General features: G+C 64.7%; 22 protein-coding genes, 1 tRNA gene and 1 other RNA gene. 7 read left to right on the top strand and 17 right to left on the bottom strand.

Translation table 11 applies throughout. The features are described 5' to 3' along the window. Window positions 1–72: 72 nt before the first annotated feature. The 6 genes from lon to hrpB form a co-directional block, all read right to left on the bottom strand. Window positions 73–2,475, bottom strand: coding sequence for an endopeptidase La (gene lon, locus ACI3K3_RS18140; protein ID WP_404916180.1), 2,403 nt, complete (start codon window positions 2,473–2,475; stop codon window positions 73–75). 282 nt (window positions 2,476–2,757) lie between these two features. Further along, window positions 2,758–3,093 (bottom strand): YbaB/EbfC family nucleoid-associated protein, encoded by a 336-nt coding sequence (locus tag ACI3K3_RS18145; protein ID WP_313441279.1) that lies wholly within the window; start codon window positions 3,091–3,093, stop codon window positions 2,758–2,760. Between the two features lies 1 nt (window position 3,094). Further along, the gene (locus tag ACI3K3_RS18150) at window positions 3,095–5,020 is read right to left on the bottom strand and encodes a DNA polymerase III subunit gamma/tau (protein ID WP_404916183.1); all 1,926 of its coding nucleotides are present in this window, start codon (window positions 5,018–5,020) and stop codon (window positions 3,095–3,097) included. 125 nt (window positions 5,021–5,145) lie between these two features. Further along, window positions 5,146–5,240: signal recognition particle sRNA small type (gene ffs, locus ACI3K3_RS18155), an RNA gene on the bottom strand. A 166-nt stretch (window positions 5,241–5,406) separates the two neighbouring features. Further along, a complete protein-coding gene (locus tag ACI3K3_RS18160) occupies window positions 5,407–5,685 on the bottom strand; it encodes an ETC complex I subunit (protein WP_313441283.1) in 279 nt (92 codons plus the stop codon). Window positions 5,686–5,730: 45 nt separating this feature from the next. Continuing rightward, window positions 5,731–8,184, bottom strand: a complete 2,454-nt coding sequence (gene hrpB, locus ACI3K3_RS18165) for an ATP-dependent helicase HrpB (protein ID WP_404916185.1) — start codon at window positions 8,182–8,184, stop codon at window positions 5,731–5,733. A gap of 129 nt (window positions 8,185–8,313) precedes the next feature. Between hrpB and ACI3K3_RS18170 the strand changes: the two genes are divergently transcribed. Next, entirely contained in the window at window positions 8,314–10,260 is a 1,947-nt protein-coding gene (locus ACI3K3_RS18170) for a putative bifunctional diguanylate cyclase/phosphodiesterase (protein ID WP_404916187.1), read from the top strand. 3 nt (window positions 10,261–10,263) lie between these two features. On the opposite strand, the gene ACI3K3_RS18175 is transcribed toward ACI3K3_RS18170, so the two are convergent. From ACI3K3_RS18175 to ACI3K3_RS18190, 4 genes are all read right to left on the bottom strand, one after another. Next, window positions 10,264–11,034 carry a hypothetical protein gene (locus ACI3K3_RS18175; RefSeq protein WP_404916189.1) on the bottom strand — a complete coding sequence of 257 codons (771 nt, stop codon included), beginning with the start codon at window positions 11,032–11,034 and terminating at the stop codon, window positions 10,264–10,266. A gap of 112 nt (window positions 11,035–11,146) precedes the next feature. Beyond that, window positions 11,147–12,220 carry a linear amide C-N hydrolase gene (locus ACI3K3_RS18180; protein ID WP_404916191.1) on the bottom strand — a complete coding sequence of 358 codons (1,074 nt, stop codon included), beginning with the start codon at window positions 12,218–12,220 and terminating at the stop codon, window positions 11,147–11,149. Between the two features lie 25 nt (window positions 12,221–12,245). Then, a complete protein-coding gene (locus tag ACI3K3_RS18185; RefSeq protein WP_404916193.1) occupies window positions 12,246–13,151 on the bottom strand; it encodes a hypothetical protein in 906 nt (301 codons plus the stop codon). Between the two features lie 221 nt (window positions 13,152–13,372). Then, complete coding sequence (locus tag ACI3K3_RS18190) at window positions 13,373–14,389, bottom strand: polyprenyl synthetase family protein (RefSeq protein WP_404916195.1); 1,017 nt, start codon at window positions 14,387–14,389, stop codon at window positions 13,373–13,375. Between the two features lie 108 nt (window positions 14,390–14,497). Between ACI3K3_RS18190 and ACI3K3_RS18195 the strand changes: the two genes are divergently transcribed. Then, complete coding sequence (locus ACI3K3_RS18195; RefSeq protein WP_313441293.1) at window positions 14,498–14,800, top strand: chorismate mutase; 303 nt, start codon at window positions 14,498–14,500, stop codon at window positions 14,798–14,800. Window positions 14,801–14,947: 147 nt separating this feature from the next. Here ACI3K3_RS18195 and ACI3K3_RS18200 read toward each other — a convergent pair whose 3' ends face one another. The 4 genes from ACI3K3_RS18200 to ACI3K3_RS18215 all read right to left on the bottom strand — a co-directional run bounded on the left by ACI3K3_RS18200 (window position 14,948) and on the right by ACI3K3_RS18215 (window position 17,829). Then, window positions 14,948–15,151, bottom strand: coding sequence for a hypothetical protein (locus ACI3K3_RS18200; protein WP_313441295.1), 204 nt, complete (start codon window positions 15,149–15,151; stop codon window positions 14,948–14,950). 101 nt (window positions 15,152–15,252) lie between these two features. Then, the gene (locus ACI3K3_RS18205) at window positions 15,253–16,569 is read right to left on the bottom strand and encodes a sensor histidine kinase (protein ID WP_404916230.1); all 1,317 of its coding nucleotides are present in this window, start codon (window positions 16,567–16,569) and stop codon (window positions 15,253–15,255) included. Window positions 16,570–16,681: 112 nt separating this feature from the next. After that, window positions 16,682–17,359, bottom strand: a complete 678-nt coding sequence (locus ACI3K3_RS18210) for a response regulator transcription factor (RefSeq protein ID WP_021232972.1) — start codon at window positions 17,357–17,359, stop codon at window positions 16,682–16,684. A 149-nt stretch (window positions 17,360–17,508) separates the two neighbouring features. Further along, complete coding sequence (locus ACI3K3_RS18215; RefSeq protein ID WP_404916198.1) at window positions 17,509–17,829, bottom strand: PepSY domain-containing protein; 321 nt, start codon at window positions 17,827–17,829, stop codon at window positions 17,509–17,511. Window positions 17,830–18,001: 172 nt separating this feature from the next. On the opposite strand from ACI3K3_RS18215, the gene ACI3K3_RS18220 reads away from it, so the two are divergent. From ACI3K3_RS18220 to ACI3K3_RS18230, 3 genes are all read left to right on the top strand, one after another. Beyond that, the gene (locus ACI3K3_RS18220) at window positions 18,002–19,783 is read left to right on the top strand and encodes an ABC-F family ATP-binding cassette domain-containing protein (protein WP_404916200.1); all 1,782 of its coding nucleotides are present in this window, start codon (window positions 18,002–18,004) and stop codon (window positions 19,781–19,783) included. Window positions 19,784–19,877: 94 nt separating this feature from the next. Next, window positions 19,878–20,450 (top strand): helix-turn-helix domain-containing protein, encoded by a 573-nt coding sequence (locus tag ACI3K3_RS18225; RefSeq protein ID WP_404916202.1) that lies wholly within the window; start codon window positions 19,878–19,880, stop codon window positions 20,448–20,450. Window positions 20,451–20,537: 87 nt separating this feature from the next. Then, complete coding sequence (locus tag ACI3K3_RS18230; protein ID WP_404916204.1) at window positions 20,538–21,746, top strand: glycosyltransferase; 1,209 nt, start codon at window positions 20,538–20,540, stop codon at window positions 21,744–21,746. Between the two features lie 70 nt (window positions 21,747–21,816). Here the strand turns inward: ACI3K3_RS18230 and secF are convergent, their stop codons facing one another. The 3 genes from secF to yajC form a co-directional block, all read right to left on the bottom strand. After that, on the bottom strand, window positions 21,817–22,803 hold the full coding sequence (secF, locus tag ACI3K3_RS18235) for a protein translocase subunit SecF (protein ID WP_404916206.1): 987 nt from the start codon (window positions 22,801–22,803) through the stop codon (window positions 21,817–21,819). Between the two features lie 12 nt (window positions 22,804–22,815). Beyond that, window positions 22,816–24,429 carry a protein translocase subunit SecD gene (gene secD, locus ACI3K3_RS18240; RefSeq protein WP_404916208.1) on the bottom strand — a complete coding sequence of 538 codons (1,614 nt, stop codon included), beginning with the start codon at window positions 24,427–24,429 and terminating at the stop codon, window positions 22,816–22,818. Window positions 24,430–24,518: 89 nt separating this feature from the next. Beyond that, complete coding sequence (yajC, locus tag ACI3K3_RS18245; protein WP_404916210.1) at window positions 24,519–24,854, bottom strand: preprotein translocase subunit YajC; 336 nt, start codon at window positions 24,852–24,854, stop codon at window positions 24,519–24,521. Between the two features lie 281 nt (window positions 24,855–25,135). On the opposite strand from yajC, the gene ACI3K3_RS18250 reads away from it, so the two are divergent. Continuing rightward, a tRNA-Pro gene (locus ACI3K3_RS18250) sits at window positions 25,136–25,212 on the top strand. 159 nt (window positions 25,213–25,371) lie between these two features. Next, window positions 25,372–25,743, top strand: a complete 372-nt coding sequence (locus ACI3K3_RS18255; RefSeq protein ID WP_404916212.1) for a hypothetical protein — start codon at window positions 25,372–25,374, stop codon at window positions 25,741–25,743. Window positions 25,744–25,837 lie beyond the last annotated feature (94 nt).

The following is a 25,837-nucleotide window of genomic DNA, read 5'->3' on the forward strand; positions in this document are numbered from 1 at the left end:
GGCACCCAGCTCGACCGAAAATTGCCGCCAAGACACCCTCTCCGGAAATGGAAAGAGCGTCCGGCGACAGATTCAATGCGCGGTAGCGGAAGACGTCGGCGTCTGTGAAGGCGCCGCGGCCAGTTCGTCCGCCTCGGTCCACTCGATGGCTTCGAGCGGTTCCGTCAGCGCCTTGGCCAGCACTTCGTCGACATGCGAAACCGGGATGATGTCGAGCCCCTGTTTCACGTTATCGGGAATCTCGGCGAGATCCTTGCGGTTCTCTTCCGGGATCAGAACGGTGGTGATCCCGCCGCGCAGGGCCGCCAGCAGTTTCTCCTTCAGGCCACCGATCGGCAGCACCCGGCCGCGCAGCGTGACTTCGCCGGTCATCGCCACATCCTTGCGCACCGGCACGCCGGTCAGGGTCGAGACGATCGACGTGACCATGCCGATGCCCGCCGAAGGACCATCCTTCGGCACCGCGCCTTCGGGCAGGTGGATGTGGATGTCCTTCTTCTGGATCGTCGAGGGCTTGATGCCATAGGCCGGCGAACGGGCCTTCACGAAGCTGAAGGCCGCCTGGATCGACTCGCTCATGACGTCGCCCAGCTTGCCGGTGGCCTTGATCTGGCCCTTGCCGGGCACGGTCACGCTTTCGATGGTCAGCAGTTCACCGCCCACTTCGGTCCAGGCGAGGCCGGTGACGGCGCCAACCTGGTGCTCTTCCTCGCCCACGCCGTGGCGGAACTTGCGCACGCCCGCGAATTCGGAAAGGTTTTCCGGCGTGATCGTGACCTCGGTGGCCTTGCCTTCCAGGATCTGGCGCAGCGATTTGCGCGCCAGCTTGGCGATCTCGCGTTCCAGCGTACGCACGCCCGCCTCACGGGTGTAATAGCGGATCAGGTCGCGCAGACCGTCCTGGGTCAGCGTGAACTCGCCCTTCTTCAGGCCGTGCGCCTCCACCTGCTTGCGCACGAGGTGGCGCTCGGCGATCTCGACCTTCTCGTCCTCGGTATAACCTTCGAGGCGGATGATCTCCATGCGATCGAGCAGCGGCTGCGGCAGGTTCAGACTGTTCGCAGTGCAGACGAACATCACGTCCGACAGGTCGATGTCGAGTTCGAGGTAATGGTCCTGGAACTTCGAATTCTGCTCCGGATCGAGCACTTCGAGCAGCGCCGATGCCGGATCGCCGCGGAAGTCCTGGCCCAGCTTGTCGATCTCGTCGAGCAGGAACAGCGGGTTCGACTTGCCGGCCTTCTTGAGGTTGGTGACGATCTTGCCCGGCAGCGAGCCGATATAGGTGCGGCGGTGGCCACGAATCTCGGCCTCGTCGCGCACGCCGCCCAGCGACTGGCGAATGAATTCGCGGCCGGTCGCCTTGGCGATCGACTTGCCCAGCGAGGTCTTGCCCACGCCCGGCGGGCCGACGAGGCAAAGGATCGGCCCCTTCAGCTTGTTGGTGCGCGCCTGCACGGCCAGGTACTCGACAATGCGGTCCTTCACCTTGTCGAGCGCGTAGTGATCGGCGTCGAGCACGGTCTGCGCTTCGGAAATGTCGCGCTTCAGCTTGCTCTTCTTGCCCCAGGGCAGGCCCAGCAGCACGTCGAGATAGTTGCGGATGACGGTCGCCTCGGCGCTCATCGGCTGCATCGACTTGAGCTTCTTCAGCTCTGCCGTGGCCTTTTCGCGCGCTTCCTTCGAGAGACGCGTCGCTTCGATGCGCTCCTGAAGCTCCTGAAGCTCGTTCGCCTCGTCGCCGTCTCCGCCGCCGAGTTCCGACTGGATCGCCTTCAGCTGCTCGTTGAGGTAATATTCGCGCTGGGTCTTTTCCATCTGCCGCTTCACGCGGCCACGGATCTTGCGCTCCACCTGAAGCACGCCGAGTTCGCCTTCCATGAAGGAGAACACCATCTCCAGGCGCTTGAGCGGGTCCGGCTCGGAGAGCACGGCCTGCTTGTCGCCAACCTTGGCGGAAAGCTGCGCAGCGATCGTGTCGGCCAGCTTGGCCGGATCCTCGATCTCGCCCAGCTGGTCGCCCGCGTCCTGCGAGAGCTTCTTGTTCAGCTTGGCATATTCGCCGAACTGGTCGACGACGGAGCGCATCATCGCTTCGGTCTCGGTGCCGTCGGCCTCGACAGGTTCAAGGCGTTCGACTTGCGCGACCAGCATCTCGCCCTCGGCGGACTGTTCCGTGCGCAGGGCATCGAGCTTGGCGCGTTCCTGACCTTCGACCAGCACGCGCACGGTGCCGTCCGGCAGCTTCAGGAGCTGCAAGACGCTGGCGATCACGCCGGTATCGTAGAGATCGTCACGGTCCGGATCGTCACAGCCCGGATCGAGCTGGGCGAGGAGGAAGATGTCCTTTTCACCCGCCATCGCCGCTTCCAGCGCGGCTACCGATTTCTCGCGCCCGACGAAAAGCGGCACGACCATGCCGGGAAACACGACGATGTCGCGCAAGGGAAGCAGCGGAAGCAGGTTCAAGGTCATTTCCATTTCAACACACACGCGGGGCAGCTGAGAGCCCCCCGGCCTTCCCGAGATAACATGGGGCGCGGGACGATATGGGGTCTCTCGCGCAGCACGCAATGGTAATGCCGTCGAAAGACTGTGGAAGCGATAGCCGCACCACTTTCCCCTTCTCCCTAGATCGCAACTCCGGAAAATACCGGATGTTTGATCCAATATAGCGCAATTTCCCGGAACATCCGTCAGAACCGACGGAAAACGCCTGGCGGAAGTCAGGCGCTCTCCGACGATGCAACCCGCAAATCAGAACGGCATCTTGAAGCCCGGCGGCAGGCCCATGCCCTGCTGGGCCTTGGCCAGTTCCTCGCCCGCCACCGAATCGGCCTTGACGCGCGCGTCGTTGTAAGCAGCGGCGATCAGGTCTTCGAGGATCTGCTTTTCGCCCGGCTGCATCAGGCTGTCGTCGATGGAAACGCCGATCACGCGACCCTTGGCCGAACAACGGATCTTCACCAGGCCGCCGCCGGAAAGTCCTTCGACTTCCATGGCATCCAGCTTGTTCTGCGCCTCGTTCATCTGCTTCTGGATGGTCTCGGCCGCCTGCTGCGCTGCCTGGAGCATCTCTTCCATGGACTTCATCTCAACGTCTCCAATTGCGTCCGCCACCGCCGACGGCGAGCGGACGATCGTCTTCAATAATTTCGGCCTGCGGGAAGGCAGCCTTGGTCGCCACCACTAGGGGGTGCTGGCTGACAGCATCGCTTTCGGCATTCTTCTTCGCTTCGGCCTGTTCGACGAGCGTGGGCATGGCGATGACGCCCTCCTGCTCGCCGAGCTTGTAGACTTCCCAGCGCTCGCCGGTCGCCTTGGCAAGTGACCCTCGCAGCAGGCCCGCGATGTCTTCGCTGAAACCCGGTGGCTGCGAATAGCGCAGGAGCCCGGAGCCAAGCTCGACGACGCGAACCTGCATGCGCATGGTGTTCGCGATCGAAAGCTCACCCATGTGCTCTACATCTTCGACCAGTTCTTCCCAGCGTCGAACCTCGACTGCAGCTGTCGGCGCGGGAGCCGCGGAAGCGCCTTCAGCCCCGCCGCCATCCGGGGCGCGGGAAGTCTCAGGCGCAGCGACTGGAGCACGGGCAGCCAGTTCTTCCAGCTTCTTCACCAGCGAACCCGGATCCGGCATGTCGGACGCGTGCAGGATCCGCAGCAGCGCCATCTGCGCAGCCACCAGCGGATCGGGCGCCGATTTCACTTCCTCATGCCCCTTGAGCAGGAGCTGCCAGATGCGATGGACCTGCCCGGCCTTGAGCGCCTTGGCCCAGCCCTCGATCGCCTCGCGCTCTTCCGCAGAATGCGCATCGTGCGCCCCGCCCGCGACTTGCGCCACCGCGATGCGGTGAACCAGCGTCATCAGCCCGCGCATGATCGCGATCGGCTCGACACCCAGGGAGAACTGGCGCTCCACCAGTTCGAGCAGCTCGCCGCCCTTTCCGTCCAGGATCGCGGTGATGAGATGCCGCTGCACGCTCTTGTCGGAAAGGCCCAGCATGTCACGGACCTTGTCGGCGCGGACCTGTCCCTCTCCGTCGAGATCGGCATGAGCGATCGCCTGGTCGAGAATCGACAGGCCGTCACGCACCGAACCCTCGGCGGCGGCGGCGACCATGGCGAGCGCCTCTTCCTCGGCCTCGACGCCTTCCAGCCCGCAGACCTTGGCGAAGTGCCCGGCCAGCATCGGCGCGGGGATGCGCCGCAAGTCGAAGCGCTGGCAGCGGGACAGCACCGTGACCGGCAGCTTGTCCACTTCGGTGGTCGCGAAAAGGAACTTCACATGGGCCGGCGGCTCTTCAAGTGTCTTCAGCAAGGCATTGAAAGCATTGCGAGACAGCATGTGAACTTCGTCGATGATGTAGATCTTGTAGCGCGCCGAGACGGCGGCATAGCGCACCGCCTCGATGATCTCGCGCACGTCGTCGACGCCGGTGTGGGAAGCGGCGTCCATTTCGATCACGTCGATATGGCGCCCTTCGGCGATCGCTTGGCACGGCTCGCACTGACCGCAAGGATCGATGGTGGGGCCGCCCTGTCCGTCGGGTCCGATGCAGTTGAGCGCCTTGGCGATCAGGCGCGCGGTGGAAGTCTTGCCCACCCCGCGCACGCCGGTCATCAGGAAGGCATGGGCCAGCCGGTCGCGCTTGATGGCGTTGGCGAGGGTCTGAACCATCGCTTCCTGCCCGATCAGTTCCGCGAAAGTCTGCGGACGATACTTACGCGCGAGCACGCGATAGGGCTGCGCTGACGCCTCCGGTGCGTTTGGCTTCGGAGCGGCCGGTTTCGGAGCAGCCGGTTTTGCCACCGGCTCTTCGGGTTCGTTCGCAGCCGATTCGATCGGCGCGGGTTCCGGCGCCGCTGCGGGCTCAGGCGCTGGCTCAGGTGCAGGTTGGGGATCGCCGAACATCGACGCCTGTCCGGCCTCTTCCAGCTCGGCCGGGGTCGGAGCGGCATCTTCCTCCTTGTCGTCCCAGGGAGGTGTATCGCCGAACATGTCGCGTGAATCGTTCATCGCCTGCCAAACTAGGGGCGTGGCGCCGGAATGTCAGGGGAAAAGCAATTTGCTCCACAGCCCAGAACCGAAACCGCGCCGAAAAGCCTGCGCTTCGGCGGGTACGCTATCTTGTCACGATGTGGGCTGAAGGAGCCGGGCGACCCGCCGCTATCCGTTGTGGCTGCTTCCTTCCGGACCTGACCAGGTTGGCGAACGCAAACGTCCACCCGACTCCCGGGCGGCCATATGGCGGGCCGCGGAAGGTTTGTCCAGCCCGGACATCCAGACTTTTCTCCAAGACCCTTACCTTGCTCCACGAAGAGGCCCGGAACGGCATCGGCCCGCGCTTTCTCCTGGAAAACGCGGGCCGATCATGCCTGAAAAAGCGCGCGAGCGCGTGAATGTCAGCGGAAGTTGTCGGCGTAGGCCTGGATCTTGAGGCGGCGCGGCGGCGTGGCATGAACTTCGGCCTCGATGCCGTAGCGTTCGGCGTAGGCCTTGGCCTCCTCCACGGTCGGGAACTTCAGCGTGACCTGCTGCTGCATGTCGCCGGAGCCGGCCCAACCCATCAGGGGATCTGGCTTCTTCGCTTCCGAGGGAGCGAATTCGAGGACCCACTGGTCAAGCAGTGCCTTGCCGGACTGCATGGCGTTCTTCGGGCGCTGATAGATGCGTGCACTCATAGTCGAGCGCTTTGCCTCCGAATCAGGGAGAGAATCAAGCGCAAATCACGTATTCCTGCTTCTCTCGAACGCATTGCGCGTCTTCAGGCTGGGATCCTCGGTCCAGGGCTGGTCCGGCCAGCGGTGTCGGGGGTAGCGGCCCTTCATGTCGCGCTGCACGTCGCGCCACGATCCGCGCCAGAATCCGGGCAGGTCACGCGTGGTCTGGATCGGCCGCCCCGCAGGAGAGGTCAGCTTGAGCAGGAGCGGTTGCGCGGGCTGCCCGAAGGTCGGATGGCGATCCAGCCCGAACAGCGCCTGCACGCGCACTTCCACGCTGGGGCCGCCCTCGTCCTCGTAGTCGATCGCATGGGTGCTGCCGGCCGGGCTGCGGAATTCCGGCGGTGCAAGCCTTTCAAGGGTTTGCTGATCGTCCCAGGTAAGGCGATTGCGCAAGGCTTCGGCGAGCGCTCCCTTGTCGATCGCATCGAGCCGCCGCCCCAGCAGCGGGCCCAGCCAATCGTCCAGATCCCTGGCCAGCGCCTTCTCTGACAGCGCCTCGATTCCCGCATAGCGAGCCCGCCGCAGCAGCGACAGGCTGCCTTTGCCGAAAGGAACGAGATCGAGGCCCTTTTCCCGCACGCGTTCCAGCAGGAAAGCCGAGATCGCGGCGGGATCCGGCGCGGGATCGGGTCCGCTTGCCAGGGTGATGGCCCCCAGACGCCGCTCCAGCCGCGCTTCGACGCGCCCCTCCGCCTCGTTCCAGCGCATGACCGACCGCCGCTCGATGCGATCGGCCAGGCCTTGCTCGACGTCGGAGGTCTCCAGCGAAGCGCCGGACAGGATGCGCGCACCCTTGGCCTGTCCCTGCGCATCGCCGATCACCAGCCATTCGCGCGTGGCCAGCGGCGAGACCGGATCGAGCACATAGCCCCTGCCCCCGGCCGAGAGCCAGTTCTCGCCCGTCGCATCGCGGCGGCGTGCCACCATGTCCGGACGTCCGAGCGCCAGCAGGACTCCGGCGGGAATGTCGTGCGCATCGTCAGCGCCGGAGGTCAGCGCCCGCGCGCGCCGCGCCCAGCCTCCCGCCAGCTTGCGCGAGGCTTCCGCACGAGGGGAACGATCGCCGTTCCAGCGGGAGAGACGCTGCGCCAGATCCTCGCTGCGACCGCCCAGCCCGCGCTCCTGGAGCAGCAGGGCGAGCTTTGCCGCGTCCGCTGCCGCGCCTCGCTCGGTGGCATGGAGGATCATGGCGCCCTGCGCCGGATCCATCGGCAGGGAAGCGACCTTGCCGCCGAAAGACGTGATTCGCGCGTCTCCGTCCAAGGCGCCAAGCGCCTGGAGCTGGCGTCTGGCGGCCTCCAGTGCTGGGGCCGGCGGCGGATCGAGCCAGGCCATGGCCGCCGGATCGCCGGTCCCCCACTGCGCGAGGGAGAGCGTGAGCGGAGCGAGATCGCTCGTGAGCATTTCCGGCGGATCGAATTCGGGTCGTCCCGCGTGTGCCGCCTCTTCCCAAAGGCGATAGGCCGTTCCGGGCCCCTGACGGGCGGCGCGTCCGGCGCGTTGCGCTGCCGAGGCACGGCTGGCGCGGTTCGTCACCAGTCTGGTTACGCCCGCCGCCTTGTCAAATTCAGCACGGCGCGACAGGCCGCTGTCGACCACGACCGATACGCCTTCCAACGTCAGCGAGGTTTCGGCGATCGCGGTGGACAGTACAACGCGGCGGCGGCCCTGCGGATCGCGGCGGATCGCCGCGCGTTGGGCTGCGGGTTCACATTGCCCATGCAACGGCAAGACCAGCGCCTGCGACAGTTTTTCCGCCAGACGTTCCGCGACGCGATCGATTTCGCGCACGCCGGGAAGAAAGGCGAGGATATCGCCGTCCTGCTCGCGCCAAGCGGTCAGCACGGCGGAAGTCATGGCATCCTCGATTCGCTGATCAGGCGATCCTCCGAGCCAGCGAATCGACAGCGGCCAGGCCTTGCCTGCGCTCTCGATCACCGGAACCTTACCGCCCAGCAGCCGCGAGAAACGCGTCCCGTCGATGGTGGCGGACATCACGACGATGCGCAGGTCTTCGCGTAGGACCTGAGCCGATTCGATGGCGAGAGCGAGGCCGAGATCGCTGTCGAGATGCCGCTCGTGCGCTTCGTCGAACAGTACGGCGGAGACGCCCGAAAGCTCCGGATCGGAGACGATAGTCGCCACGAAAATCGCCTCGGTCATCACCAGCACCCGGGTTCGCGCCGAGCGTTTCACGTCGAGGCGGGTGACATAGCCGATCGTCTCGCCGGCCTTCTCGCCCAGCTGTTCCGCCATGCGCTCGGCGGCGGCCCGCGCGGCGACGCGGCGCGGCGACAGCAGGATGACGGTGCCGGTACACCACGGTTCGTCCAGCAGCGCCGGGGCCAGCGCGGTGGTCTTGCCGGCACCCGGCGGTGCTATCAGCACGGCGTGAGGACCGTCACGCAATGCGGACAGGACTTCGGGCAATACGGATAGGATGGGAAGCTCGCTCACGCATGCTCCTTATGAAGCGGGAAAGGCTACGTCCATCTCATTGCCGGGTCCGAAACGGATGAGACTGTTCGAGACGTCCACGCTTCATCAAGGAATTATACCTAAGCAAAACTCTCAGGAGTTCTCGTGTTGTCCGACGTCAATTCGATCCAGAGCAAGATGCACCGCGCCGGGCACTATCCATTGCCCGTGGCGCAGTTCTTGCGTCTGCGCGAGCGGGTTCCACCTCTCTACGGTCTGTTGTCGGTCAACGCGGCGATTCTGGCCTATACCCACCGGGCGCTGGCGCCGGGCTACCTGACCCTGACGATCCCGGCGATCCTTATCGCCGGGTGTCTGATCCGTATGCTGGTGTGGCTGCGCCCCATCGGCCAGCACGATCTGGAGGCTGACCGCGCCCGAAAGCGCATGCGCAAGGCGATCTGGCTTTCGCTGGTCTTCGCGATCGCCTTCACGATCTGGGCACTGTGCCTCGATCGCTATGGCGGGCCTTACGAGCATGGCCATGTCGCGGTCTTCGTCTCGGTGACGGTGCTGGGCTGCGTGTTCTGTCTTACATTCCTGCCCACGGCGGCATTGCTGATCTGCCTGACCGCCCTGGGGATGTTCCTGGCCTATTGCGTTGCCACGGGTTCCGCCACGCTCACGGCGATCGCCATCAACATCGCCCTCGTGGCCGCCGTGATCCTCAAGATCCTGCGCGATACCTACGATTCCTTCGTCGAACTGGAAGGGGCCCAGCGCGAACTGCGGGTGGAGCGCAGGCAGGCACAGGCCCTGGGCGACGAGAACGCGCGGCTTGCGCAGACAGACGCGCTCACCGGCCTGCCGAATCGCCGCTACTTCTTCGCCGCTCTGGAAACCCTGCTCGAAAGCGCCGAGGATCAGGTCTTCTGCGTGGGACTGATCGATCTCGACCGCTTCAAGCCGGTCAACGACACGTATGGCCATGCGCAGGGCGACCGCCTGCTCCAGGTCATCGGCTCACGCCTGGTCGCGCAATGCGACCCCTCCGTGACGATCGCCCGTCTGGGCGGCGACGAGTTCGGATTCATCGTGCCCGGCGGGCCGGACGAGGCGGAAGCCATCGCGCAGAAGTTCTGCTCCGCGATCCGGATGCCGGCGCGCATCGGCGAAGTGACAGTGGCGGTCGGTGGCTCCGCCGGAATCGCGATCCATCCCGACAGTGCCCGCAATGCCCATTCGCTCTACGATCGCGCCGACTTCGCGCTCTACCACGCCAAGAACCACCGCCGCGGACAATGCGTCCGCTTTTCCGACCAGCTGGAAACGCTGATCCGGTCCGAGCAGGCCCTCGATGCGGCAATGCAGCGCGCAGAGCTGTCGCGCGAACTTTCCGTCGCCTACCAGCCGATCGTCGCGACCGAAAGCAACCAGCCCGTCAGCTTCGAATGCCTGGCTCGATGGACTTCGCCCGTCCTCGGAGAAGTCGCGCCCGAGATGATGATCGCATCGGCAGAGCGAGTGGGCCGGGCCCGCGAGGTGACGGCAACGCTGTTCGACCGCGCTCTGGATACGCTGGCCCTCTTGCCGCACCCGCTCTCGATCTCGTTCAATCTTTCCGGCCATGACATCTCGGATGCGGAAACGGTCGCCACTCTGCTGGAGAGCATTTCGCGCAGCGGTTGCGATGCCCGCCGCCTGATGTTCGAGATTACCGAGACCACCCTGATCGCCGAGGTCGACAAGGCGCGCGACGTGCTGGATCGCTTGCGGGCGACCGGCGCGCGCATCGCGCTGGACGATTTCGGAACCGGCTATTCCAGCCTTTCGTCGCTGCACCAGTTGCCGCTGGACATGGTCAAGATCGATCGCAGTTTTGCGCCCCGCCTTGACGAAGCCGTGGGCCGCCGCCTGATCTCCGCGATCCGCAACCTGGCCCGCGCGCTGTCGCTGGAATGCGTGATCGAGGGAATCGAAACGGAGGATCAACTTCTCAGCGCCCGTATCGCCGGCTTCTCGCTGGCTCAGGGCTTCCACTTTGCGCGGCCCATGACGCTCGAAGAGATGCTGATCCGGGTGGAAGCCTCATCGAAAGCCTGGCACCTGGCCTGATGATCAGCTTGCGCGCCGGGTTCCGTAATCGATGCGGATGCGCACCCAGGTGCCAAGCTGCGGCTTGCCGTTGATGCGCGGCGGCAGCACTTCGAACTGCCAGGCCGCGTTGAGCACCGCCCGGCCGAACCCGGACCCACGCGGCGATTCGCCTAGGATCTGGCAATTTTCAACCTTGTAGTTGTCGATGGTCTGGCAGGCGATCATGCCCCAGCCGGTATCGGGCCGCTTCGCCGGAAGATAGCCGCCCAATTGCGCATCGGTCGGTCGGCGGAACCAGTCGGCATTGTAGAGCGTGGCGCCGCCCGGCCCTTCACCCGGCCCGTAAGTCCCACCGGAACCGGCAGGTGCGGGCGAGGACTGCGCAAGGCCCTGCCCCTTCATCTTGCCGATATCGGCCGCGGCGAATTCCTGGCTCGACAGCTTCAGGAAGGTGAAGGCCGGCTTCTTCTCGACCGGCTTCTCGACGGGCGGGGTCGGCACCTTTTCCTGGACGACGGCTGCCTTCTGCTCCTGCTTCTTCTCGACCTTCTTCTCTTCGCGCTGCTTGGGCACGGCGGGCTTTTCGCCGCCCTTGTCGCGATCGTGATCCACCACATCGAAAGTCGTCAGGGACGTGGTTTCCTTGGTCAGTTCGGGAACGAGCCCGGTCTGATAGATCGCCGCCAGCAGCGCGAGCAGGATCAGTCCCCCGGAGAGGAAAGAAGATACGAGGCGTTGGCGCGGTGACCCAGGCTGATAGCCCGTTGACACCAGCTCGGATTCGGCGGGCATGGCGGGGGTTGATAGGGTGCTTCCCATGCCACGGCAATTGCAGGCTTGTTGCACCCTCATTGCATTGCGACGTGTTGCCCGAAAAACCCACCCGAGCGGTAGGACGGACGAGTCAGCCGCTTAAACCGAGGAAGCGAAACGGCGCATGGTCCACGAAATCGCCGTTCGCCTGTCCGGAAAACGTGTGATCCTGGTTGGGGCCGAGATCGAGCAGCTTCACTTTCCCCCTCTCCTTCGAGAAATCGATCTTCTTGAGATCGACCCAGAAGGTATTCGGCGTCAGCGCCGATTCGAAGAAATAGAGCTGCCGCTTGTGATCAAACACCGTGCGCCAGCGCGTCGAAGATATGTTCGGCTCCAGCGGGGTATTGATGCCATAGGGCGTGGAAGCGTTGCGGATGACGCTGAAAACAGCCGCCAGCGCCTTGTTGGGGTTTTCCTCTTTCGGAATCGCGTTGATGTAGAAGGAAGCGCGCGCGAAGCGGTCGGACGCGCGATTGGTGCCCGGCAGCATGGTGGTGCCGCCGATCGCCTTCCAATAGGCATTGAGCGCCTGTTGCTCGTCGAAAGTCGGCGAATTGGTCATGACCTGGTACTGGCGCCCGTGGTGGATCACCAGCTTGCCCTTGATATATTCGAAGATGGCGCTGTCGCCGGTGTTGTCCGACAGGGAGAGATGCACCGTTGTCAGCCGGTTCTCTCCCGGCACGTTGTCGGTGACGACCGTGAACGGCTCCTTTTCCAGCGCGGCGACCGCTTCGGCCACGGTCGCGAAGTTGTCGAGCGCATATTGCGCCCAGGCCGCGATCGTCAGCCCCGGCTTGCCCTTGCCGTCGAAGGCCGGATACTCCGATTCCACGAGCCAGAGCATATTGGCGTTAAGGCCCTTCTCGTTCACGCCGTCGGTCGTCGAGACATCGTAGCCGCTGACGACGACGCTGCCGTACTTCGCTGTCCATTTGATCGAGTTCGGCCCCGCCTCCCCGCTGCGAGACATGCCGCGCGGCAGGATCCACAAGTTGGAAACGATGTCGCTCTTCCAGTCCATCGAGCGTGCGGTGATGATGTTGTCGTTCGGGCCCAGGTAGACGGCTCGGGTGCAGGCATCGGCCACGGTGGCGGCCGTCAACAATGCGGGAGCAGCGAGCAGGCAGAGCGTCCGAACGGGTCTGGTCGTCTTGCGCATCGGCGTTTTCTCCGGGAAAGCGGGTTTAGAAAAGCATCGACAGTCCCAGCAGCGGGCCGCGCTGTTGCATGTCCCACACGAATCTGCCGCGCCCGGTGAAGTCGGGCTGGTCGTAATCCTCGTAGATGAAGCGATAGCCGGCGCGCAGGATCGTGCGCTGGCCGAAGACGCGGGTGCGATAGCCGAGCATGGCAACCGCGTTCACGCTGATATCCGATCCGGCCCCGAAACCGCCCGCATCGGCCTGCGCGAAGAGGTTCCAGTGACGCGACAGATCCGCGTTCATCCGCAGCCCCACGAAGGGATCCACCCAGTTCGCGCCCTTCGATATCTCCTGCCCCAGCGGCGCCACGGCCGCACTGGCCTTGAGGTCCGTCCAGCGAAGTCCAGCGGTGGGTTCGAAAGAGATACTGCGCTGAACGCCGAACGCCGTTTCTCCGGAAAGCGGCACGATCCAGGCCTTGTAGTAGAACCCACCCGCGACGCGCGTGGTCCTTATCCGCAAGTCCACCGGCAAGGAGAGCACCTGTTCGCTCTGCGACGTCTTGACGTGCTGGGCATCGAGATAGCCGCCCCACCTGCCGTTGACGACTTCCAGATTGCCCATCGCGGCAAGATCGAGATGCTTGAAGATATCGCCGAAAGGCAGGCGGGCTTCCGACTGCAAGCCCGCAAGGCCAATATCGCCGCCCAGCGACGCGCCCCATACGTAAGGACTGACGATCAGGGTCCAGCCCGTCCCCCCGCGCCCCGCAGGTCGGAAGGACGAAGCGGGGGGAGGCGTTTCATCCGCTGCTGGTTTGGCGGCTTCCTGAGTCTCTGGGCCCTGGGTCGCGGCATCTTGCGCATTCGCCGGAGGAATTCCGCCGAGCGCGAGGAACAAGCCGCCCGCCGAAAAGAAACCTACTGCGGAACGACCAAGGCGAGACATAGACGATCTCCTGTAAAAGGAACTCGTAATCACGTGAGCGTATAGACAATATCTAGACGTATCAACTCAATAGATTGCCGGCCTAATCAAATTCATCGTCAGCTTCGTCGTAGTGACATATATCTGTTCAAAGTTACCATGGCGGAAACCTTGCTGTTGCGCAGATACGAAAACGCCGGGCACGATGGCCCGGCGTCGGTATTCATTTCTGGAACGATTTGTCAGTAGCGGCGTGCCACCGCAAACTCCACGGCCTCGCACATCGCTTCGCGCGCGGCACCGACCGGGAAGATCGACAGCGAATCGATTGCACGCTGGGCATAGAGGCGCGCGCGCTCACGCGTAGCCTCCACGCAGCCGTGACGGTTGATCAGTTCCACCGCATGGGCCAGATCTTCGTCCTCGGTGCGGAAGCCGGCAATGGCGTCTTCCCAGAACTTGCGTTCCTCGGCACTGCCGCGCGCATAGGCCAGGATCACCGGCAGGGTCATCTTGCCCTCGCGGAAGTCGTCGCCCTTGTCCTTGCCCGATTCGGAAGCCTCGGAATCGTAGTCGATCGCATCGTCCACCAACTGGAAGGCGATCCCCAGGTTGCGGCCGTAGGAATCGAGCGCCTGTTCTTCCGCCTCGCTCTTCTCGGCGACGATCGCCGGGATGCGGGTGGCGGCGGCGAACAGAGCGGCCGTCTTCGAACCGATGATCTGGAGGTAGTGTTCCTCGCTCGTCTCGATCCGGCGCTGGGCGGTAAGCTGGTCTACCTCGCCCTCGGCGATGATCGAGCTGGCCTTGGAGAAAATCTTGAGAACCTTGAGGCTGCCGTCTTCCACCATCAGCTCGAAAGCGCGGGTGAACAGGAAATCGCCCACCAGCACCGTGGCAGGATTGCCGAAGACGATATTGGCGGCGGCCTTGCCGCGCCGCATGTCGGAACCGTCTACCACGTCGTCATGCAGCAGCGTGGCGGTGTGGAGGAACTCCACGGCAGCGGCCAGCTTGTGATGGCGCGTGCCTTGGTAGCCGCAGACTTCCGCCGCGGCGACCATCAGCATCGGGCGCATGCGCTTGCCGCCGCCAGAGATCAGATGCCCGGCAAGCGCCGGGATGAGCGGGATCTCGCTCTGCATCCGGTCAAGAATGACGGCATTGACGCTGTTCATGCCGGGAGCGGTGAGCGCCAGCATGGGAGCGAGGGTAGGCTGCGACCCGCGTGCGCGCAGGGGGAGAACGTCGGCACTCATCGCACCGCGCATTGCGCGTTCGGCGACCGTAACGCAAGAGCGAATGCCACCGACCGGGCAAACGCCCCGACTGGAAGAGCCGGCGAAGCCGTGCTAGCGGACCTCGCGATGACCCAGGACACTCCCGCAGCCGACCCCGTTCTCGCCGGTTTCCGAGCGAGCATCGACAATATCGACGCCGCCCTGATCCATATGTTGGCGGAACGCTTCCGGATCACCCAGGCCGTCGGCGCCTACAAGGCCCGCAACGACCTCCCCGCCTCGGACACCGGCCGCGAGGAGCGGCAGATCGTACGCCTGCGCAAGCTTGCGGAAGAGGCTAATCTGGATCCGGATTTCGGTGAAAAGTTCATCCGCTTCATCATCGACGAAGTGATCCGCCACCACGAGCGGGCGAAGAACGAAACCTGACATCTGAATCCAACGTCGTCCCGGACTTGATCCGGGACCGCTGGCAAATCTTCAGGCGATAGCTTGCGTTGAAGCGCCCTGCCGAGAGTTGGGCTGGCCCCGGCCAGCGGTCCCGGATCAAGTCCGGGACGACGCCTGTCTCAAACCTTATTCCTCGACCAGATCCTGCAACTTCGACATCAGCGTCTGGATGCGAGTGGCAGCCTCGGTGAAGGTGGTCACGTCTTCGCGGTTGTTGTTGCCGCGGGCTTCCTTGGCAGCTTCGACATAGCCTTCGAGGTCGGCCTCCAGGGCATCGACGATCATTTCGATCTCGTCCGACGACAGCGAAAGTTTGATGGAATCGGTCATGAGCATATCCTTGATCTGATAGACCGCGCCAATGGGGACGAATGGCCGAGGCCGCAACCGCCTGCGCGTCCCTTCCCCCGAAAAACCCGCCCGGACAACATTCAGAAATCCACGCGCGGCAGCTTGAGCTTGACCAGAAGGCCGCCCAGATCCTCGCTTTCGTCAAGCTCCACGGTGCCCCCGTAAATCTCCACGACATCGCGCACGATGGCAAGGCCCAGCCCGGTGCCGGGCTTGCCGGTATCGAGGCGCGCGCCGCGATCGAAGATGCGGATGCGCTCGGCTTCCGGGATGCCCATGCCGTCATCCTCGATCCAGATTTCGCAGAACCGCGAGGTGCGGTCGGTATCCACGGTGACGAAAACGCTGCCCCCGCCGTACTTGGCGGCATTCTCGATCAGGTTGCCGAGAATCTCTTCGAGATCCTGCTTTTCCAACGCGACCGCGACATCATGATTGCCGTCGAGATCGAGACGCGCCTGATCGTAAAGGCGCTCGACGGCGCGCAGGACCGCCTCCACGCTGGGCCAGACTTCCGCGCGCGATTGCCCCACCGCACGGCGGCCCACCGCCCTTGCCCGCGCAAGATGATGGTCGACCTGCCGACGCATGACCGCTGCCTCGCGAATCACGGTATCCGAAAGGTCGGGCGCCTTGGCGGTGGCGGCGTTCATCACGACGGTCAGCGGCGTCTTCAAAGCATGGGCAAGATTGCCGGCATGGGTGCGCGCTTCCTCGGCCTGGCGCTCGGTATGGGCGAGCAGGGCGTTGAGTTCGTTCACCAGCGGCTCCACTTCCTGCGGCAGCGGCTGGGTGACCCGGCTGGCGCCGGTCGTACGCAGCTTCTGGATCGCCCGGCGTACATGGCGCAGCGGAAACAGGCCGTACCAGGTCTGCATGCCCGCCATGAGCAGCAGGCCGAAACCCAGCGCCACGAAGCTGTAGACGAGGATCCCGCGCACCATCTTGATCTGGTCGTTCAGATCGGCGCGGCTGGCGGCGACGGTGAACATCCACTGGGCGTCGCTGCCGGGAAGAATGACGGCACGCTCCATCACGCGCAAAGGCTCGCCGGGGAACTGGTCGCTGTCGTAGACGTGCTGCCGGGCGTCGAAATGCTCGGGCGGAACGTGGATCGTGCGATCCCAGAGCGATCGGGAAGGGAAGTCCTCGTGCCCCTTGGCGCGAATCTGCCAGTAGAGGCCCGAATTCGGCTCTAGAAACCGCTGATCGCCGAGCGGGCGGATGAAGAACACCTCTCCATCCGGCCCGATTTCCACCGAGCCGATCATGCCGGTCAGCATGTAGCCCAGGCCTTCGTCGAAATTGCGGGTGATGAGGCCGGTCAGGGTCCGGTCGAGCCCAAGCCCGCCGACCAGCAGCAGGATGAAGATCCATCCTGCCGCGATCAGCATCATGCGACGGGCCAGCGAACCGGTGTTCGCGGACCTTACGTGAGCGCCGCCGACGCTGCCGGCATCGACTTCGTCCACCGTCACAGAGCCCTGGCCCGGTTCCGGGGCCGGCACGTCAGCCGCGGCCGGGTTCTGCGGGATCGTCGAGGCTGTAGCCAAGGCCACGGATCGTCGTGATGACATCGGCACCCAGCTTCTTGCGGATGCGGGTGACGAAAACCTCGATCGTATTCGAATCGCGGTCGAAATCCTGATCGTAGATATGCTCGATCAGTTCGGTGCGGCTGACCACCTTGCCCTTGTGGTGCATGAGGTAGGACAACAGTTTGTATTCCTGCGCGGTGAGCTTCACCGGCTCACCGGCCAGCGTGACGCGACCGGAGCGGGTGTCGAGCCGCACGTCCCCGGCGGTCAGTTCGCTGGAGGTATTGCCCGAAGCACGGCGGATCAGCGCGCGCAGGCGGGCGATCAGTTCCTCGGTCTGGAATGGCTTGGCCAGGTAATCGTCGGCGCCGGCATCGAGCCCGGCCACCTTGTCGGACCAGGAATCGCGCGCGGTCAGCACCAGCACGGGGAAATTGCGCCCTTCCCTGCGCCACATGCCCAGCACGGTCAGCCCGTCGATCTCGGGCAGGCCGAGGTCGAGGATCACGGCGTCGTATTCTTCGGTGGAGCCCAGGAAATGGCCATCCTCGCCATCGACGGACAAGTCTACGGCATATCCGGTCTGTTCCAGCGTGGTCTTGAGCTGGTTGCCGAGCGTGGGTTCATCCTCGACGATCAGGATGCGCAATTCGATGTCTCCCTTGGTGAGGACGGAGCCGCGAAAACGGCCCGCCGGGCGGAGTTCAAATGGGGCGAAAGCCCGGCACCGTCAAGCGACGGCCCCTCGGTTGGTTCCCGCGCTCCGACAGGAAGATCAGCGGGGCGCGCAGCGAGCGCTCAACGAGACTGGCCGATCACCCGTCCGGTGCGGGCATCCACGTCCACGAAATAGACCCGGCCATTCTGGATGAACTTCAGGCGATAGGCCATGGCCGCCGAATCGTAGTCCGGCCCCAGATACTGCTTGCCGGACATCCGGGGCAGCACGATCTGTTCGATCTCGCGGATCGAGAGGATGTTGCCGGCACGCCGCTCCCGGCGCACTTCGCCCTGCTCGCCGCCAGGGTCGGCATGGGCGGTCAAGGTGGGCGCGACCAGTCCGAAGGCCACCAGGGCCAGGGCGGCAGGAGCCGTCAGGAAAGAAAGAGCCTGTTTCATATCGACTTGCTGCCTAACCCTGCCGCCTTGAACAAGTCCTGAATGTGGCAGGAAGGCGGCACCGCGAAACGGGTGTGGCCGAAATCACACGCGCATCCTTAGGGTGTGTGGGCGGCGATCTTCTCTCCGGGCAACTTGCCAGCCCCCCGTCGCTGCCTGTAGGGCGCGCGCCATGGCAATTGCACCGATCCTCAGCTGGGAAGGCCTCGGCCTTATCCAGGGCTCCGGCTGGCTCTTTCAGGACCTCGACATCAACATCGGTCCGCGTGACCGGCTGGCCCTGATCGGCCGCAACGGCGCAGGCAAGACGACGCTGCTGAAACTGATCGCCGGAACCGTCGATGCGGACAAGGGCACGCGGTCCGTGCAGCCCGGCACGCGCGTCGTGACCCTGGAGCAGGACCCATTCTTCACCGGGTTCGACACCCTTCTGGATTTCGCCATCCATGGCGACGACGCGCCCCAGCAGCATGAAGTGGAGGCCATCGCCGACCAGCTGGGCATCGACCTTTCGCGCGAGGCCAAGAGCGCGAGCGGCGGCGAGCGGCGGCGAGCGGCGCTCTGCCGCGCCCTCGCCTCCGAGCCCGACCTGCTGCTGCTGGACGAGCCGACCAACCACCTCGACCTTGCCGCCATCGACTGGCTGGAATCCTGGCTCCAGCGCTATAACGGCGCCTTCGTGGTGATCAGCCACGACCGTACCTTCCTGACCCGCCTGACCAATGCGACGCTCTGGCTCGACCGGGGCGGCCTGCGCCGCCGCGACATCGGCTTCGGCGGCTACGAAGCCTGGGAAGAGGAAGTCTACGCCGAGGAAGCCCGCGCCGCGGCCAAGCTCGACGCCAAGCTGAAGATCGAGGCGCACTGGCTGGAGCGCGGCGTCACCGCGCGCCGCAAGCGCAACCAGGGCCGCCTTGCCAAGCTGTGGGAAATGCGTGCCCAGCGCGCTTCGATGATGGGGCCGCAGGGCGCCGCCAAGCTCGCCGTGGTGGCAGATGATAGCAAGACGAAGTCGGTCATCGTCGCCGAACACGTCACCAAGCGCTTCGGAGACCGCACGGTCATCAAGGACTTCAACTTGCGCATCCAGCGCGGCGACCGCATCGGCGTGGTCGGCGCCAACGGCTCGGGCAAGACGACGCTGCTCAAAATCCTGATGGGCGAGCTTCAGCCCGATGAAGGCAAGGTGACGCGCGCGGCGACGCTGGACGCCACCGTGATCGACCAGCAGCGCAGCCGGATGAGCCCGGAAATGCGCATTCGCGATGTCCTGGCCGAGGGGGGGGACTGGATCGACGTGGTCGGCGTGCGCAAGCATATCCAGGGCTATCTCAAGGACTTCCTGTTCGACCCCGGCCTGGTCGAGGCGAAAGTCGGCACTCTCTCGGGCGGCGAGCGCTCCCGCCTGCTGTTCGCGCGCGAATTCGCCCGCACCTCGAACCTGCTGGTGCTCGACGAGCCGACCAACGACCTCGACCTCGAAACGCTGGACCTGCTCCAGGAAGTGATCGCGGACTACGACGGCACCGTGCTGATCGTCAGCCACGACCGCGACTTCCTCGACCGCACCGTCAACGTGACGCTTGGCCTCGACGGCACCGGCCATGTCGACGTCATCGCGGGCGGCTATGCCGATTGGGAAGCCAAGCGTCGCGAACGCACGAGCGCCGGCAAGGTCAAGGCCAAGGGCGAAACCGCCCCGCCTCCGCCGATGCCGCAGAAGAAGGGCAAGCTCTCCTACAAGGACCAGCGCGATTACGAACTGCTGCCCAAGCGGATCGAGGAACTGGAAGCCGCCATCGCTCGTGACGAGGCTGCCATGGCAGACCCGGCGCTCTACACGCGCGATCCGGGGAAATTCGCCACCCTGACCGCCGCCATCGAAAAGTCGCGAGGCGAAAAGGACGCGGCCGAGGAACGCTGGCTGGAACTGGCGGAGCAAGTCGAAGGGTAGCGCCAGCAAGGCTCACACAAAATCCCCGTCGGCTTGCCAAAACCGATCAGAGGCGCGATGAGCGGGAACCATATCGGTTAACCAGCGAGTCTCGATGATAAACCGCATCCGCGACATCCGCCTGCAGAAGGGCCTCACTCTCGCGGACGTGGCGGCGGCCTGCCAGCCCCCCACCACCGCGCAGACCATCGGCCGGCTGGAAACGGGGATGCGCAACCTCTCGCTCGCCTGGATGAACCGCATCGCCGCGGCTCTGGGCGTGGAACCCGAGAGCCTTTTGCGCAGCGAGGGCAGCGCCGTCCCGGTAGTGGTCGCCGTGCTCTCCGAAAACGGCGTCGAAAGTCCACGAACACGCCGGGAAGCCCTGCTGCCGAGCGATCTCGCAACCGATGCACCGTGGATGGTCTTGGAAGTGGGAGCGTCCTGCGGCGAGTATCGCGCCGGAGATCAGGTCTGGCTGCGACAGCATGACTGGCACGATGCCGCCCGGCTGATGAACCGCGATGTCCTGGCGCCCTGCCCCGCGGGCCGTTTCGCCTTCGGCCGCCTACTTGATCGCACCGAGGCAGGCCTGATCCTTCTGCCGCCCGCCAGCGGCCAGAAACCGATCGCGACGGAACCGCCGCCATGGCTGGCGGTTGCGGAGATGCTTGTCAGAAAGCTCTAGGTTTTTGGCTTTCCGCGTTTTCCGAGTCATCAGGTGATTCCACCTGATTAGAAAACGCTCTAACTTTCGCCCGGTAAAAGGCAGCCCATGCGCATCCTGTCCCTCGCCACCCTGTTTCCCAATCCGGTCAAGCCCAGCTTCGGCGTCTTCGTCGGCAACCAGATGCGGGCGATCGTCGCGGGCGGCGAAGTGGACCTCGTCATGGTCAGCCCCATAGGCATTCCCCCCTGGCCGCTGTCCGGACGCCACCCTTACGACAAGCTGAGGCACATTCCCGAGATCGACGATTCCGCGGGCCTGACGGTCCATTATCCCAAGTTCACCCTGATCCCGAAGATCGGCGGGAACGGCAATCCGGCGCGAATCGCCCGTGCAGTGCTGCCGCTGGTTCGCCGCCTCCACGCCGAAAAGCCGTTCGATCTCGTTGATGCGCAGTTCTTCTTCCCCGATGGCCCCGCCGCCGCGCTGCTGGCGCGCGAGCTGGGGATTCCGCTTACGGTGAAGGCGCGCGGGGCCGACATCCATTACTGGAGCCAACGCCCCGCCGCCCTGGATCAGATGCGACAGGCCGCGCGGCAGGCTGTCGGCATCCTGGCGGTCAGCAAGGCCCTGCGCGAGGACATGGTCGCTCTGGGGATGCCGCGCGAGCGGATCGGCGTCCATTATACCGGGCTGGATCACGAGCGCTTTCATCCCATCGAACGCGGCGCCGCGCGCGCGCTGGTCTCGGCCATGCCCAACCTCGGCATCTGGTCGGAAGGACCGCTGATCGTCACCCCCGGCTCCCTGATTCCGCGCAAGGGCCAGGCGCTGGTGATCGAGGCGCTAGCCCGCCTTCCCGGCGCCCGCCTGGCCCTTGCCGGTGTGGGCGAGGACGAAAAGCCGCTGCGCGCGCTGGCCGATCGGCTCGGCGTCGGGGATCGCGTCCAGTTCCTCGGCCTCGTCGGTCATGACCTGTTGCCCCATGTGCTCTGCGCGGCAGATGTGCTGGTGCTTCCTTCCGCCAGCGAAGGTCTGGCCAACGTCTGGATAGAAGGCCTCGCCTGCGGCACCCCGATCGTCGTTCCCGACATCGGCGGCGCGCGCGAAGTAGTTCAGGATCCCAGCGCGGGCCGCATTGCCGAGCGCACGCCCGAAGCGATCGCCGATGCCGTCAGCGACATTCTTGCCGACCCGCCCAGCCAATCGGACGTGTCCGCCCATGTCAGCCGGTTCTCATGGGGCGTGAATGCCCAGAACCTGGTTCGTTTCTGGCGTGATGTCCTGTCCGGCGAGCCGGTGGACGCCGCCGCCTGATACGAAAAGGGCCGCTCCTTGCGGGAGCGGCCCTCTCGATTGCGATCTCGCCAGGTTCAGGCCGGAAGGCTTATGGACGGGCCCCACCTTCGCGGGCGAGCCGGTCCTGACGATCGATCTCGCTTTCCTGCTTCACGAAAGTATCGGACTTCACGCCCAGCCAGATCAGGATCGGCGCCGACATGAAGATCGAGCTGTAGGTACCGATGAAGATGCCCAGGGTGATGGCGGCGGTGAAGCCGAAGATCACGTCGGGGCCCAGCAACAGCAACGACACGAGCATGATCAGCACCGAAAGCGAGGTGGCGATCGTGCGCGACAGCGTCTCGTTCACCGAGAGGTCGAGCAGCTCGTTCATCGGCATGCGGCGATGCTTCTTCATGTTCTCGCGTATGCGGTCGTAGACCACGATCTTGTCGTTCAACGAGTAACCGAGCAAGGTCAGCAAGGCGGCGACGATGTTGAGGTCGAACTCCATCTGCGTCAGCGAGAACATGCCCACGGTCAGCAGGATATCCTGCACCAGCGCGAAGAGCGCGCCCACCGCGAACTGCCACTCGAAGCGGATCCAGATGTAGATCGAGATGAACACCATCGCCAGGCCGAGCGCGAGCATGCCCGTATGGAACAGCTCGCCCGAGACTTTGCCCGAGACCGAATCGACGCCGTCGACGCGGGCGTCCGCGAAGTCCTGGCGGACCTTTGCGGTGATCTTGCGGGCCATGCCGTCAGCCAGCTTGGGATTGTCTTCCGCGCCTTCCGGCAGCTTCATGCGCACCGAAACTTCGTTCGGCTTGCCGAAGGTCTGGATCACCGGCTCGCCGAAGCCGAGCGAATCGACGCTTTCGCGCAGCTTGGCGACCGGGGCGGTGGCGCTCTGTTCGAAGGTCACGCGGATCATCTGGCCGCCGACGAAGTCGACGCCCAGGTTGAGGCCGAACGTGAACAACAGCACGATCGAGGCCGCCATGGCCAGCAGGTTGCTGATGAAGAACGGCCACTGCCAGCGCAGGAAGTGGATGTTCGTGTGATCGGGAATGAGCTTGAGGAGCTTCATGCGCCAGTACCTTTATACGTTCAGGTCGCTGGGACGGGCGCGACGCAGCCAGCCCGCAACCCACATGCGGCTCATCGTGACGGCGGTGAACACCGAAGTGACGATGCCGATCATGAGCACCACCGCGAAGCCGCGAACCGGGCCAGAGCCGAAGGCGAACATCAGCACTGCGGCGATCGAGTTGGTGATGTTGGCGTCGAAGATGGCGCGGCTCGCCTCCTTGTAGCCCAGCTCCACCGCCTGCACGACGCGGCGCCCGCGATGGCGTTCCTCGCGGATACGCTCGTTGATGAGCACGTTCGCGTCGACCGCGGCACCGATGGTGAGAACGAAGCCGGCGATACCCGGAAGCGTCAGCGTTGTGCCCAGCACCGCCATGATGCCCAGGATCATCAGCACGTTGATGAACAGCGCCAGGTTCGCATAGACGCCGAAGCGGCCATAAGTGAGGAAGATGAACAGCATCAGCAGCACGGTGCCGACGCCCATGGCGACGACGCCCTTCTGTATCGAATCGGCGCCGAGGTCAGGACCGACGGTGCGTTCCTCGACGACGGTGAGGTCCACCGGAAGCGCGCCCGAGCGCAGCGCGATGGCGAGCTGCGTGGCCGACTGAACGTTGAAGCTGCCCGAAATCTGCGCGCTGCCGCCCAGGATCGGTTCGTTGATGCTCGGCGCGGAAAGAGCCTTGCCGTCGAGGATGATGGCGAAGCGCTTGCCGACGTTTGCCGTCGTCAGCTTCGCGAACTTCTCGCCGCCCTGCTGGTTGAAGGTGATCGAGACGACGGCCGCGTTGGTCTGCGGTTCGAAGGCCTGCTTCGCGTCCGTCAGTTCGTCGCCCTTGATGCCGCCCAGGCGCTTCACCGCAAGGTAAGGCACGCCGTCGGCCGCGGGAGAGGTGGGATCGGCGTAGGGCACGATCTCCGATCCCGGCGGGACGATGCCCTTGGCCAGGTCGCTCGGCACGGCGGTCTCGTCGACCATCTTGAATTCGAGCTTGGCGGTCTGGCCGAGCAGGTTCTTCAGTGCCGACGGATCCTGGAGGCCGGGAACCTGCACGTCGATTCGCGTGCCGCCAAGACGGCGGATGTCCGGCTCCTTGGTGCCAAGCGCGTCGATGCGCTTGCGCACGACTTCGACGGCGGTTTCCATCGCGCTGCTGATCGCAAGGTCGATGCCGGCCTGCGTGGGCACGAGGATGAAGCGCGTGCCGTCCTGCACCGTGATGTCCCAGTCGCGCTGGCCGGTAAGGCCCGCGCCCGAGGTCAGCGGCAGGATCGCTTCGCGCGCCGCGTCGACCTGCGAGGGGTCGCGGACGGTGAAGGCAAGCTGGCCGCCGGTGCTGGAAAAGTCGCCGATGGCGATGGTCGGGCTGGCCTGGCGCAGGCGCGTGCGCACGGATTCTTCCATGCCTTCGAGGCGCTGCTGCACCACCTGCTGGCGGTTCGCCTCAAGCAGGAGGCGGCTGCCGCCGGCCAGGTCGAGGCCGAGATTGATCTTGGGCTCGGGCAGGAACGCCGGCCAGCGCGCATTGGTCAGTGAGACCAGCGACGGCACGGCGCAAAGGGCGATGACGATCGTCAGCCCCCAGTACCAGAGCTTCTTCCAGGTAGGAAATTCGAGCATAGCCTGTGGCTTCTCTCCGAAAGAGCAGCCGCTTTGGGCCGCTCCATGACATCGGACATCGCCGGGAACAGCCCGGCGATGCCGGAAACTCAGTCGTTCGCGGGCTTGGAGCCGGCCGGCGGGATCACGTCGACGATGGTCGACTTGACGGCCTTCACGACGACGCCCTGGGCCAGCTGAACATCGGCGTAGTTGTCGTCGATCTTCACGATCTTGCCGACAAGACCGCCGCCGGTCAGCACTTCGTCACCCTTCTTGAGCGCGGAGAGCTTGTTCTTGTGCTCCTTCTGCTGCTTCATCTGCGGGCGCAGGATGAGGAACCAGAAGATCGCCGCCATCGCCACGAACGGCAGGTACTGGATCCATGCCGGCGGAGAGCCGGCAGGAGCGGCGGCAGCGAGCTGGTTGAGAATCGAGCTTTGCATTGAACTGAAGGGCCTTCTCGTCGTTTCGTCCCGGCGCGAACGGCGCGGCATCCGATCTGCCGCACGCCTTGCCGGAAAAATCCATTCCTGGACTTAGCCGGATGGGCGCGGTTAGCAACAAAGCGGAGCACTGGCAACGCGCGGCCTTCTGCCGAAAGCCGCCCATCCCCCGGGAGCTGCCCGCAAATAGGTATCCACAGGCGCGCTTCAACCGCCGCGAAGAAAGTCTTCATCAGACGCTTGCGCTCTCGAAAAGAGCCTCCTATAGGCCGCGCTCCGGTCGGGACGTAGCGCAGCCTGGTAGCGCATCACACTGGGGGTGTGGGGGTCGGAGGTTCGAATCCTCTCGTCCCGACCAATTAAAAACGCCGGCTCCTGCTTCACGCGGGAGCCGGCGTTTTTGCTTTCGGCCATGGCATGCCGTTGACGTGCAGCCCCGCCATTGATGTCGTTCTTGACTGCGAAATAATTCCGGGTTCATCTGGACCGAAGTTAATTCAAGCACTTCGAGGGAACGATGAAGCTCGCAATTGCAAATCCAGTTCTTCTCGCGCCAGTTCTTCTCACGGCTTCCCTGCCCGCTGCTTCGCCCGCCTCGGCGCAGACTTCGACCTGCTATCGTCTGGGCAATATCGCGAGTTGCAGCGTTCAGCCCGGCAATGGCGACAATCCGGCCCAGCAGCGGTACTCTGGTTTCCAGGAGGTCGAGCGTCTTCGCAAGCAGAACGAGGAGCAGGAGGATATGCGCCGGGAACAGGGCCTTCGCGAAGAAGTGGGCGCATTGGTGGCCGATGGAAACTGCGCCGAAGCGCGGAAGGCAGCGCTGCGAGCGGGCGACTTCGCGCTGGCCGATCGGGCGGGCGCCATGTGCAGGCCGGCACAGCGCTAACGGCGAAATCGCGCCGGGCGTCCGCTTCGGCATTTTCCTACATCTGTAAGTTCATTTATCTGGTTGCGGGCCACCATCCAGGGGAGTGCCCGCA

This window comes from Novosphingobium sp. ZW T3_23, assembly GCF_044987305.1.
Classification (GTDB): Bacteria; Pseudomonadota; Alphaproteobacteria; order Sphingomonadales; family Sphingomonadaceae; genus Novosphingobium.